15 protein-coding genes and 1 tRNA gene are annotated in these 9,915 nt (G+C 69.0%); 7 read left to right on the top strand and 9 right to left on the bottom strand.

Annotated features, from left to right (window positions below; all coding sequences use genetic code 11):
- The first annotated feature begins 21 nt into the window (after nt 1-21).
- A tRNA-Arg gene (locus ACFYYF_RS40610) sits at nt 22-94 on the top strand.
- Nucleotides 95-636: 542 nt separating this feature from the next.
- Nucleotides 637-855 carry a helix-turn-helix transcriptional regulator gene (locus ACFYYF_RS40605; protein ID WP_388784333.1) on the top strand — a complete coding sequence of 73 codons (219 nt, stop codon included), beginning with the start codon at nt 637-639 and terminating at the stop codon, nt 853-855.
- Between the two features lie 234 nt (nt 856-1,089).
- On the opposite strand, the gene ACFYYF_RS40600 is transcribed toward ACFYYF_RS40605, so the two are convergent.
- A complete protein-coding gene (locus tag ACFYYF_RS40600; protein WP_388784331.1) occupies nt 1,090-1,452 on the bottom strand; it encodes a hypothetical protein in 363 nt (120 codons plus the stop codon).
- Nucleotides 1,449-1,655 (bottom strand): hypothetical protein, encoded by a 207-nt coding sequence (locus ACFYYF_RS40595; protein ID WP_388784329.1) that lies wholly within the window; start codon nt 1,653-1,655, stop codon nt 1,449-1,451. Before ACFYYF_RS40595 ends, ACFYYF_RS40600 begins: the two co-directional genes overlap by 4 nt.
- A 171-nt stretch (nt 1,656-1,826) precedes the next feature.
- Between ACFYYF_RS40595 and ACFYYF_RS40590 the strand changes: the two genes are divergently transcribed.
- The 5 genes from ACFYYF_RS40590 (at nt 1,827) to ACFYYF_RS40570 (ending at nt 4,981) form a co-directional block, all read left to right on the top strand.
- Nucleotides 1,827-2,579 (top strand): DUF6879 family protein, encoded by a 753-nt coding sequence (locus tag ACFYYF_RS40590; protein WP_388784327.1) that lies wholly within the window; start codon nt 1,827-1,829, stop codon nt 2,577-2,579.
- Nucleotides 2,580-2,589: 10 nt separating this feature from the next.
- The gene (locus tag ACFYYF_RS40585; protein WP_388784325.1) at nt 2,590-3,441 is read left to right on the top strand and encodes a helix-turn-helix domain-containing protein; all 852 of its coding nucleotides are present in this window, start codon (nt 2,590-2,592) and stop codon (nt 3,439-3,441) included.
- 25 nt (nt 3,442-3,466) lie between these two features.
- On the top strand, nt 3,467-3,646 hold the full coding sequence (locus ACFYYF_RS40580; protein WP_388784323.1) for a hypothetical protein: 180 nt from the start codon (nt 3,467-3,469) through the stop codon (nt 3,644-3,646).
- Between the two features lie 151 nt (nt 3,647-3,797).
- Nucleotides 3,798-4,526, top strand: a complete 729-nt coding sequence (locus tag ACFYYF_RS40575; protein WP_388784320.1) for a DUF433 domain-containing protein — start codon at nt 3,798-3,800, stop codon at nt 4,524-4,526.
- Entirely contained in the window at nt 4,523-4,981 is a 459-nt protein-coding gene (locus tag ACFYYF_RS40570) for a hypothetical protein (RefSeq protein ID WP_388784318.1), read from the top strand. Before ACFYYF_RS40575 ends, ACFYYF_RS40570 begins: the two co-directional genes overlap by 4 nt.
- Nucleotides 4,982-5,673: 692 nt before the next feature.
- On the opposite strand, the gene ACFYYF_RS40565 is transcribed toward ACFYYF_RS40570, so the two are convergent.
- From ACFYYF_RS40565 to ACFYYF_RS40535, 7 genes are all read right to left on the bottom strand, one after another.
- Nucleotides 5,674-5,967, bottom strand: coding sequence for a hypothetical protein (locus ACFYYF_RS40565; protein WP_388784315.1), 294 nt, complete (start codon nt 5,965-5,967; stop codon nt 5,674-5,676).
- A gap of 16 nt (nt 5,968-5,983) precedes the next feature.
- A complete protein-coding gene (locus ACFYYF_RS40560) occupies nt 5,984-6,292 on the bottom strand; it encodes a hypothetical protein (protein ID WP_388784312.1) in 309 nt (102 codons plus the stop codon).
- 55 nt (nt 6,293-6,347) lie between these two features.
- Entirely contained in the window at nt 6,348-6,650 is a 303-nt protein-coding gene (locus ACFYYF_RS40555) for a hypothetical protein (protein WP_388784309.1), read from the bottom strand.
- The gene (locus ACFYYF_RS40550; protein ID WP_388784306.1) at nt 6,650-7,582 is read right to left on the bottom strand and encodes an N-acetylmuramoyl-L-alanine amidase; all 933 of its coding nucleotides are present in this window, start codon (nt 7,580-7,582) and stop codon (nt 6,650-6,652) included. The genes ACFYYF_RS40555 and ACFYYF_RS40550 overlap by 1 nt, the downstream gene beginning before the upstream one ends.
- A gap of 70 nt (nt 7,583-7,652) precedes the next feature.
- Nucleotides 7,653-8,969, bottom strand: coding sequence for a glycerophosphodiester phosphodiesterase (locus tag ACFYYF_RS40545; RefSeq protein WP_388784303.1), 1,317 nt, complete (start codon nt 8,967-8,969; stop codon nt 7,653-7,655).
- 11 nt (nt 8,970-8,980) lie between these two features.
- On the bottom strand, nt 8,981-9,478 hold the full coding sequence (locus ACFYYF_RS40540; protein WP_388784300.1) for a hypothetical protein: 498 nt from the start codon (nt 9,476-9,478) through the stop codon (nt 8,981-8,983).
- Nucleotides 9,475-9,912, bottom strand: coding sequence for a hypothetical protein (locus ACFYYF_RS40535; RefSeq protein ID WP_388784298.1), 438 nt, complete (start codon nt 9,910-9,912; stop codon nt 9,475-9,477). The genes ACFYYF_RS40540 and ACFYYF_RS40535 overlap by 4 nt, the downstream gene beginning before the upstream one ends.
- Nucleotides 9,913-9,915 lie beyond the last annotated feature (3 nt).

Genomic DNA, 9,915 nt, shown 5'->3' with positions numbered 1-9,915 from the left:
CGGATCGCACACGATCCGCACGCCTTCGTAGCTCAGGGGATAGAGCACCGCTCTCCTAAAGCGGGTGTCGCAGGTTCGAATCCTGCCGGGGGCACTGATCTGCGCAGCAGGTCAGAGGGGTTGAGGGCCCCCCGTTCTGTTCGAACGGGGGGCCTTTCTCGTGGCCGGATGCCACATGGATGCCACATCCCCAGGGAAAAAGCTGCGAAGTCACCCATCTGAGGGACTGGACTCCATGTGCACAACACGTAGAGTGCTGATCACGAGAGGGGCAGGCGTGACTCCCCGCGCGCGTCTGAGACTCGCCTCTCGCGATCCTGTGTGGCGCCCGTCGGGGAGGCGGCCCATACAGGCAAGAGGCCCCCACCGGACATGACGGTGGGGGCCTCTTCGCGTCCACGTTAAACCGCCCCGGCACCAAACGGTGCCGGGGCGGGGCGCCTTGACGTAGTCGCGGCGCCTGACGGCCGGCCGGGCGGAGACTCGTACACCCGGGGCCGCTCCCTACTCACGGAATTCCGCAGCTCGAGAGTTCAAGGCAGCAGCCTCCCGTGACCTAGATCATTCAATTTGCCCGGCCAGGCAAAGACAAGTGGCCATGATCGTTACAGCGTGGGTCGTGTGCCACTCGATCCTGTGCCCGACTGGGTAATCACCCGCCGCGCCGTCATCGGGTCACGCCTCCGCGAGGCACGCATTCACGCCGGACTCACCCAGGTGGAACTCGGCCATCGGATCGGCCGCGACCACCGCACGATCCACAGGTGGGAGTACGCGGCACGCATCCCCAACTTGGAGGACCTGCTGCTCCTGGCCGACGTCCTCGACGTACCGCTGCCTGACCTCATCCGCTAAGCGGCCGCCCCCGCGGGGGAGCAAGGGCGGCCGCATCACCCGGGTCCGGCCCGTCCTGGCCCCGGGAGATCTACCAGCGGCTCACGCCGCGCCCCTGCTGCACTGTCGGCTGGTCCACGCGACGGCACGGCTCCGCATGAACTGTGACTGTGGCGCCTGCCCCGGACGCCCCGTCAATCGGTGACGTCGTGGACCGCTCGCCCTTACCGATCGGCTTGTCGCACCGCGCGCAGATCATCGGCGGTGCTCCCTCAGCAGTCGGTACAGGGCACGTCCCACCTCGCAGTCCGCCGGTTCAGCGCAGTCTTCGCAGCTCGGGCAGTGGGTGAAGAGCGTGTCGTGCGCCCGCTGGGCGAGGTGCTTGTGGCAGGCCCGGGGGAACCAGCGCTGTCCGATGACGCTGGCGGAGTTGGTCGGCGCCAGTTGTTCGCCGAGGTCGACCGCGGTCTCGATGGTCAGCCGCTCGCCCTCCCAGACGCATGCTCGTCCGCTCGCGCGGTCCTCGTCGAGGCCGTGCAGATCGGGAAGCCCTAAGGCCTCGAGCACAGCCGGAGGGACGAAGACTGCTGGCGAAGTCTCGGTGGTGGTTGTCGTCATGCTGCTGCTCCTCGCAGTGCGTCGGCCAGTCGCAGGGCCACGTCAGCGCGGACTCGCCCGAGGTCAACCAGACGCAGGGTCGGTGACGCGGGGTCGACTGCGAGGGACGGCAGTACGATCCCGACGCCGTCCAGGGCCGCCCGGAGGGACTCCATGGCGGTGAACGGGTCGACGGTGTCGTGCAGCTCGGGTGCTGTGGCCATGACCAGGACCGTAGGCGCCGCCTGTTGACACGGGCGAGGCGATGTTCTCGAATGTTCTCCCGCTCTGGCCGGATGTTCTCCTGTGTTCTCACGACGGGCGCGGCACGCTGTAGAGCGAAGCTCATCCGCTGGTGATGCTGGTGGCGACAACCCCCGTACAAGGAGGACACCGTGGCGCGACGGCTCATCTTCACTGGCACGGACAGCAAGAACGGCGGGTGCCCCGCCCTTCACACGGATACGGACACCGGCGATGTGATCGTGCAGGGCCTGCCGGTCACCGACCCCGCGGACCTCGCTCGGCTGCGCCACCTCGGCCCGGACGACACGGCCGTGCTCGTACCGCGCGAGCTCCTCGTCAACCACGCCCCCAAGGAGATGGAGCGCGTGCCCAAGCTGATCGGCCTGGACGAGTTCGGCCGGCTCTTCGAGACCTTCGAGCACACCGCCTGGCGGCTAGAGACGCGCCGCGGCTACGCCTCCGACCGCGAGGACGAGACCTACCGCGAGTTCCTCGAGACCGGGGCGATCACCCTCGACTACGACGACGACTGGTCGCGGAACATCCGCGCCCAGGTCCTCGCCGGGAAGACAGTCGGCCGCGTCCGTATCGTCGACGAGCCGCCGACCGAAGGGCAGCTGTTCCTCCTCGCCGACTCCCCGCGGGGCACCGCGGCTGGCGAAGACATCCGCTGCCTGTCCCGGAGCGAGGCCGACGCCCGCCTGCTCCCCCTCGAGGACTTCTGGATCTTCGACAGCCGCATGGTCGCCCGGCTGAACTTCGACGACCAGGACGTTTTCCACGACGTCGAGATCATCACCGAGCCCGCTGAGGTCCTGCGCTACTGCCAGCTCCGCGACGTCGCCAGCCACGACGCCCTGGGCTGCACCGAGTTCGCCGCGCAGCTGCGCGAGTCCCGCTAGCGGCGGGCCGGTGAGCACGGACTTCCAGCAAGCGCGCGAGGCCCTCGGAGCTCGCCTGCGTGAGCTCCGGTTCGCAGCCGTGGGAGGACAGCTCACCGGCCCCCAGCTCGCACAGCGGCTCGGCTGGCCACACTCCAAGATCTACAAGTTGGAGGGTGGCCGGCAGACCGCGACCAGCGCGGACCTCCGCGCATGGGCGGACGCCGTCGGACAGCCGGACACCTTCGACGAACTGGCCGCGCGCCTCAAGGGATTCGAGTCGCACATCCGCTCCTGGCGCCGCCAACTGGCCGCCGGCCACCGGCCCGTGCAGGACGCCTGGAACATCGAGGTGGTCCGAGCAACGACCATCCTGGCGTGGGAGGAAGCCGTCATCCCCGGCATGCTCCAGACCGCCGACTACGCGCGCGCCGTATTCCTCCGCTACGCCAACCTGTACGGAACGAAGCAGGACACCGACGAGGCGGTCCGTGCACGCATGCGGCGCCAGGAGTGGCTGTACACCACCGGACGCGAGTTCCACGCCCTGGTGTGGGAGCCCGCGCTCCACGCCCTGATCTGCTCACCGTCGGTCCTTGCGAGTCAGCTCGATCGGCTCGGCGGGATGATCGGGATGGATACAGTCCGGCTCGGCATTATTCCCCTGGCCGCGTCCCTGAAGATCCCGCCGGCCAACGGCTTCTGGGTCATAGACGAACGGCTCGTCATCGCCGAGGACTGGCATGCCGAACTGTGGCTGGACGACGCCGACACCGTGTCGACCTACCTCCGGACCTGGCGCACGCTTCGGGAGTCGGCCGTGTACGGCGCCGACGCTCAGGCAGTCATCACCCGCGCCCAGCGCGCAGTCCGGCCTCGCTGACAGAGGTGCACCGTAAGATCGGAGCATGTCCCCAGACGACCCTGCCCCTGGTTCCGCACGGTCTGCCGACGACATCAACGAGCAGATCCGTGCGCTCTGGCTGCGCGCCGGCGGAACCCTGAGTGCGGAGCAGCGCGTCGAGTACGAGCGGCTGGTCGTGGCGTGGGCGGCCGCTGTGCAGGGTGAGGTCCTCGAGGCTGCTTGAGCCCGGACGCGACGAGCGGTCAGCGGCTTGCTCTGTTCGAGACGCGTACGCACAGCTATCGACCGATGGTGAAGAGTCACTCCCTCGACGGCTGGGGGCTGTGTATCGTCCTCGCTCTACGGCTGTAAGACTGGGGGCGGAGGTGGTGGCCGTGGCTGACAAGCGTGAGGACGTCCGCTTCAGTGTCCCCCTGTACACACAAGCCGAAGCGGCTGGCTACCTCGACATGGCTTCGTCGACTTTCCGGAACTGGGCACGGGGATACCGGAACACCTTCCCCAACCGTCCCGAGGTCGTCGGCTCCCCTCTGATCACCTATCTGGGCTCACCTCACTCCCCTCACCCCTCGATTCCTTTCATCGGGCTCGCCGAGGGCATGTTCCTGTCCGCCCTCCGGCGGGCCCAGGTACCGCTGCAGAAGATCCGACCGGCCCTCGAGCTCGTGCGGGACCAGATCGGCGTCGAGCATGCCCTCGCATCCCGTCGGCTGTACGTCCTCGGCGCCCAGCTGCTGTACGAGATCGGCGACGATCTCGGCGGTGAGGACAAGCGGGAGACGCGCAAGCTGATCGTCCTGAAGGACGGGCAGTACGTCTTCCGGGAGGCCATCGAGAGCTACCTGACCCGGATCGACTACGACGACTCCGGCAACCAGTACGCCCGCAAGATCGATTTGCCGGGGTACGAGGTCGCTCAGATCAGCGTGCTCCCGGGCGTCAACTTCGGGCGTCCGTTCTTCACCAAGTCAGGTACACCCCTGTACGTCGTAGCCGACGACCTACGCGCGGGCGAGTCCATCGCAGACGTAGCCATCGACTACGGCCTTCCCGAGGACCAGGTGGCCGAAGTTCACGAACGGATCGAACGCGAGGCTGCATGACCGAAGCGGGGGGACTGCGCCTCTTCCTGGACCGCAGCGCGCACGCGCACAGGTTCGCCGAGGCCGCCCGGGAACTGTGCCCCGACGTCCAGACCATCGGCGATCTGTACGGAGTCACGCCCGCCGAGTCCGTACTTGATGAGCAGTGGATCGCAGACGCCAGTGAAGCGGGCCGGATCTGCATCGGATCGGACAAGGCCATCCTGAGCAACCTGCTCGAGCTGCAGGCGATCCTCGACCACTCAGCGCGCTACGTGGTCTTCACCGACAACAACACCCCCACCCGCGTCAGGATCGCCCAGTTCCGCGAGGTGTACGAACAACTCGTCCCCCTCGCCGAGATCCCCGGGCCCTGGGTGTACAAGCTCACCAGAGGCGGCCTGCAGAAGGTCAGCGCCACTGTGCTGCGCGACCGCCTGGACCAAGCCCGCACCCGCGTACTCAAGCAGGACTGAGACACGACGAAACGGCCCCCGCCTCCTCGAGGAGGCGGGGGCCGTCACGGTTCACGCGTACTGCCGTCGGGTCGGGTCCAGGCCCAACGACAGCAGGCTCGACCTCTCGGGGCTGTCGTTGCTGGGGGCTGGCTCTCGTCTGCAGACCAGGGCGTCAGGGTCATAGGCTGGGGCCTGCAGACTGTAACCGTCTGGGCAGGTCTGCCCGTCCGCCCCGTCAGCGCCGTCCTGCCCGTCCTCACCTGCGGGGCCCGGCTCCCCCTGCGGACCCGGGGGCCCAGCCGGTCCGGCCGGACCGGTAGCGCCGGCCTGGCCCACGCCATCCGCCCCGCTCGTCCCGTTCGCGCCGTCCGATCCGTTCTTGCCCGGCGGTCCGGACGGTCCCGGTGAACCGGATGGTCCGGGCTCACCGGGCGGACCGGCCTCGCCCGGGTCGCCCTTCGGACCGCGTGCCCCGGTCACGCTGCGGCCTTCCTTGCCCCGAGTCCCCGGAGGACCTGCGACGGGTGTTGCTCCTAGCCGCTGTACCTGGGTGGCGAGAGCGTCGCGCGCCTCATTGGCCGCCCGCAGATCACTCGCCAGCTGCTGCACTGTCAGGAACGCAGCCCCCGCCAGCAGCGCGCCGAGTACGGCCAGGAGGTCACCATGCCATGCCCGCCTGCGCAGTCTGCGCCTCGTGCCCTTGACCCCTGTCATGCGCCTGCTCCCTTCACCAGCGCGCCCAGGTAGGGGAGCAGGGCGGCCACGACTGTTATGACGGTGCCGATCATCCATCGGCGGGTGGCTGTGACCCGGGCCGCGTCTTCCTTGCGAGCCGTCTCGAGGTCGTCGAGTCGCTTCGACGTCTGCTGCTTCTCGATGGTGTAGACGTCGAGCGGGACAACCCGGTCGAGCCGGGTGTTCAGACCGCCCAGGTCCTCACGCATCTCGGAGCGCAGGGCCTCGATGAGCCTCCCGAGTTCGCCGTTGGTCGGCTCATCTGCCACAGCGTGCTCCGATCAGTCAGACATCCGTGCGGTAGGTACCCGTGAGGGGCGGCAACGCGTCGTCGGCCGAGGGGTAGGCCGGCGGCCGCGCCCAGCCGAGGAAGAACCCAGCCGCCTTCTGCAGGACCGTGCCGCGCAACTTGGTCCCGAGGAACTCGAGCATGCGGAAGAGGAGGTAGTAGGCCAGGACCACGGCGACGGTCACAGCAGCGGTGACCGTGTCCGAGGTGATCGTGACTCCAGCCTTGACCGCGAGCGTCAGGAGCCATCCGGCTATGAGCGGGACCACGGTCCGCATGATGGACGGGAAGAGCGAGGCGGGCATAGCCAGCCTCCTTTCTGTGATGGAGGATCGCCCGGCTGTCGGAGCCGAGCGGTGATCAGGCGGGGATCCACTTCCCGTCGCGTACGAAGCCGTGGGTGCCGCAGCACTTCCACAGGAGCGACGGCTCGAGGTGGAGGGGCTCGCGCGTGACGAGCGTGTGCGCGCCGGTGCCCGCCGCCCGCCAGGGGCCGTGCACCGTGCGCTCCTCGGGCACGTCGGCCAGCGCAGCGCAACGGTGCCAGAAGATCGGGTTGGTCTCGTCCAGCCACCCGTAGAAGATGCCCGGCGTGAGCTCGACCAGGTCGACGCTCTCCAGACCCGGCCAGTCCTTTGGCGGGCGGCTGTAGTCCGGGCTCATCAGGCGACGACGCTGAAGCCGTGCTTCTTGCCGAGCCGGGTGAGCGAGTCCTTGCCAGGAATGCCGTCAGCTGGCTGCCCGGGCTTCCGTCCGTGGTAGCCGCACCGCTCCTGCCACTCGGACATGGCGTCCTTGGTCGCGGTGCCGTAGTGGCCATCGAGCCGCGCGAGCGAGAGCAAGCCCTCGTTGATCAGCGCGATCTCGACCGTGCGGGTACCGGCGTACGTGACCGGGGTCCCGTGCGCTGCCGGGTCATGCTTGGCCGCGGCGATAAGCCTGGACAGGGACACCTTCGGAATCTGCGGCGGAGTCGGCAGCGTGGGCGTCGACGGCTTCGCCCCCAGGCGCTTCGCGATCCGGGCGAGCATCGACGACCAGTCCATGCCCGGCCCCCTCGGGTCCACCTTGCCCGGCTGCCAGTCCAGGTGGCGGATGACCGAGCGCTCCGACCAGCCGTGGTGCCGGCACAGGGCCGCGGCCACCCGCTCTATCGCGAGCAGCTGCTCCTCGGGCCACGGGTCCTGGCCGTCGCCGAGGTTCTCGCACTCGAACCCGTAGAAGTGCCGATTTCCGTCGACCGCCGCCTGGTCATCCGTGGGCGGGGCCTTCTCGGCGATGACGGCCTGCAGCACGTCCGGGTCACCGAGGCCTGCATGGTTTGCGCGGCCGTAGCCGACCAGGTGCACGGTCCCGTTCTTGGCGATCATGCCGTGGCACAGCGGGCCGGGCAGGTCCGCGTACCCGTCACGCACGATGGCGACCGTGCTCGTGGTGCCCTTGGTCACGGTGTGGTGGATCATCACACCGTGCACCGGACCCCACGGTCCCTTCGTGTTGCGGTTGTGGTGCTCCCAGTCGCCGACCTCAACGACTGTGGCGCCCTCGTCGCGGAGCAGCGCGGCGAACGTCGCAGCGCTGGGGGGTGTGGCCATGCGGACTCCAGACATGAGAATGCCCCGGCCAACTGGCTCGGGGCGGTGGGGTGTAGGGGGAGAGGAGGGCTCAGATGACGTTGATGTCCCAGGCCTTCGCGGTGATGCCTGCGGTGGAGGCGGCCCGTCCCAGGTACAGGGACATCGGGCCGCGATGCGCGCCGTCACTGGCAACGGCCACAGCTGTGGACAGCTCGGGCACCGACAGCCGGAGCTGGGTGGGCGACACGGTCAGGCGCAGCGTGTACGCGGTGTCCGCCTTGAAGGTCCCGCCGGCCGCGACGGACGCCACCTTCGTGGACGTGCCGGTGTCGACGTCGTCCCGGTAGATCGCGAGGTTCCCGCCGCCCGTGTACTGGACCGTGTACCCGTCGTGGACGATCGCCGAGGACTTCAGCACGGCGCCCGCATCGTCGAGCCCCAAGTGCAGCCCGAACCACGGACGCGTCGAGTCGGCCGACGACAGAGAGAACCGGGCCTCGACCGTGAACGACGGCCGCGACACCGGCGACAACTCGCCAAGCAGCACGACCTGGGTGTCCCCGGTGGATGCGAAGTGCAGCACCCCACCGGCCAGAAGCAGAGGCCGCGGCGCACTGCCCGAAGGCACGTACCCGTACCCCAGGCCGGAGGCCAGGCTGTCACTGCTGCGCACGGGCGCCCGCCCGGTGACGTAGCCCGGATAGTCCGTGACAATCCCGCGGCACCCCAGCGCGACGGCGCGGTCGCGCTGCACGCGCCGGGTGATCGTGTGCGCCCACACCCCCAGCGGCGGGCACGCGGCCACAGCCGCCCCGAGGAGCTCATCCGCCGCGGCGATGTCCACGTCCAGGACATCCGCGCCCGCGGCCACCAGCTCGGCGAAGTCGTCGCTGGCCATCTGCGCGGCGGAGCGCCACAGATGCGCCCGGCACCCGGCCGCGCGGATCGCGGCGACGGTGCCCGGGTCGTTGGTGTTGACGAGGACCGAGTTCTGCAGGCCGCGGTCGCAGATCGCAGCCGCGAGCTCCGGCACCCCGGCCGACGTCTTCGCCTCCACGGTTAGCACGCGGCGGCCGCCGAACGCATCGAGCGCCTGGTCCACCGTGGGAACCGCGAGCATCGGAGAGTTCGGCCCGAACCCCCAGGCGGCAGGGTCGGAGCGGAGCTGCACCCATTGGGCGATGTTGTAGTCGCTGACCAGGCCGACGCCGAAGGTCGTACGGTCCACGGTCGCGTCGTGCATCAGCACCGGTGTGCCGTCGCCAAGGACCTGCGTGTCCAGGTCCAGGACCTCAGCCCACCGGGCCCCCGCCCGCAGCGCCTCGAGGGTGTTCTCAGGGACTTCGCCGGCGCCACCGCGGTGCGCGGAGTAGAGCACGGCGGGCAGGCCATCGAAGGTGACCACGTTTCCTCCGATCAGGTTGCGGACTCGTAGGTGAAGCACAGCCGTACCTGGGCGCCCGAGGCGAGGGTCTCGGGCGAACTGGGCGTCATGAAGTTCGTTCGGGTGTCGGTCGCGGATACCGGGAGGAACGCACTGCAGTTGGCTGCGTTCGGGCTGATGACGATGGCGCCGTTCCAGCGGGCCGTGCCGAGCAGCTGGGCTGTACCCACGACGGAGATGCCGGCGTTGGCGGCCGTGAACGGCAAGCTCCAGTTGTAGTTTCCGGAGCCGTACGTGGTGGTTGACCCGGTCACCATGTTGATCTCGCACAGCACGGTCCGGCCGTACTTGATGTAGCGGCCGGAGAGTGTTCCGTTCTGGATGTTCGGTGCGGTGCCGCTCGATGTCCACGTCGGTACGTAGGCGGTCCAAGCGGCGAACATGCTGTTGAACTGGTCGCGGATCTCCTGGTTCATGATCGCGGCGGAGACCACCTCGCCAACGACCCAGGTTCTCGGCGTGAACGTCATGCCGGCTCATCCTCCGGTCCCGGCTCGGGTCCAGGGTCCGGCGGCCGGTTCGGGTTGGTCGGGTCGTCGTCGTTCCACCAGTTCCGCAGGCCGGGCTTGAGCCCCATGAGGCTGGCCTCGACGGCGGCCGGGTCGGCCGGGAAGACGACCAGGCACCATCCCCACTGGCATTCGGTGCAGGCGTACCGAGGATCGGCAGGGCTCACGACTGCGGCTGACCCGCACGACGAGCAGTCGGCGATCCACCGGTTCTGGTTGATGCGGGCGAAGTAGACGTCGTCGACGTTCTCGGTGGGCAGGACCAAGCGCCGGCCTGTCCGGTACTCCATCCACCGCCAGACCAGCTCGGCGGCCGGCACACCGGCCCAGGCGTCGTCGGGTTCCCGGGGCGGCGGCAGGTAGAACGTCTCCGCGCGCTGCACGGCGATCGGCATGCG

The organism is Streptomyces sp. NPDC001914, assembly GCF_042891215.1.
Taxonomy (GTDB): domain Bacteria; phylum Actinomycetota; class Actinomycetes; order Streptomycetales; family Streptomycetaceae; genus Streptomyces.
Note: the sequence above shows the minus strand (reverse complement) of the source record. Positions and strands in the feature narration are given on the sequence as shown.

What these genes read in the sequence shown, in the direction of transcription:
- ACFYYF_RS40560 (WP_388784312.1), bottom strand. Translation starts at nt 6,292, where the DNA reads ATGCCCGCCTCGCTCTTCCCGTCCATCATGCGGACCGTGGTCCCGCTC.
- ACFYYF_RS40600 (WP_388784331.1), bottom strand. Translation starts at nt 1,452, where the DNA reads ATGACGACAACCACCACCGAGACTTCGCCAGCAGTCTTCGTCCCTCCG.
- ACFYYF_RS40570 (WP_388784318.1), top strand. Translation starts at nt 4,523, where the DNA reads ATGACCGAAGCGGGGGGACTGCGCCTCTTCCTGGACCGCAGCGCGCAC.
- ACFYYF_RS40595 (WP_388784329.1), bottom strand. Translation starts at nt 1,655, where the DNA reads ATGGCCACAGCACCCGAGCTGCACGACACCGTCGACCCGTTCACCGCC.
- ACFYYF_RS40535 (WP_388784298.1), bottom strand. Translation starts at nt 9,912, where the DNA reads ATGCCGATCGCCGTGCAGCGCGCGGAGACGTTCTACCTGCCGCCGCCC.
- ACFYYF_RS40550 (WP_388784306.1), bottom strand. Translation starts at nt 7,582, where the DNA reads ATGGCCACACCCCCCAGCGCTGCGACGTTCGCCGCGCTGCTCCGCGAC.
- ACFYYF_RS40580 (WP_388784323.1), top strand. Translation starts at nt 3,467, where the DNA reads ATGTCCCCAGACGACCCTGCCCCTGGTTCCGCACGGTCTGCCGACGAC.
- ACFYYF_RS40555 (WP_388784309.1), bottom strand. Translation starts at nt 6,650, where the DNA reads ATGAGCCCGGACTACAGCCGCCCGCCAAAGGACTGGCCGGGTCTGGAG.
- ACFYYF_RS40540 (WP_388784300.1), bottom strand. Translation starts at nt 9,478, where the DNA reads ATGACGTTCACGCCGAGAACCTGGGTCGTTGGCGAGGTGGTCTCCGCC.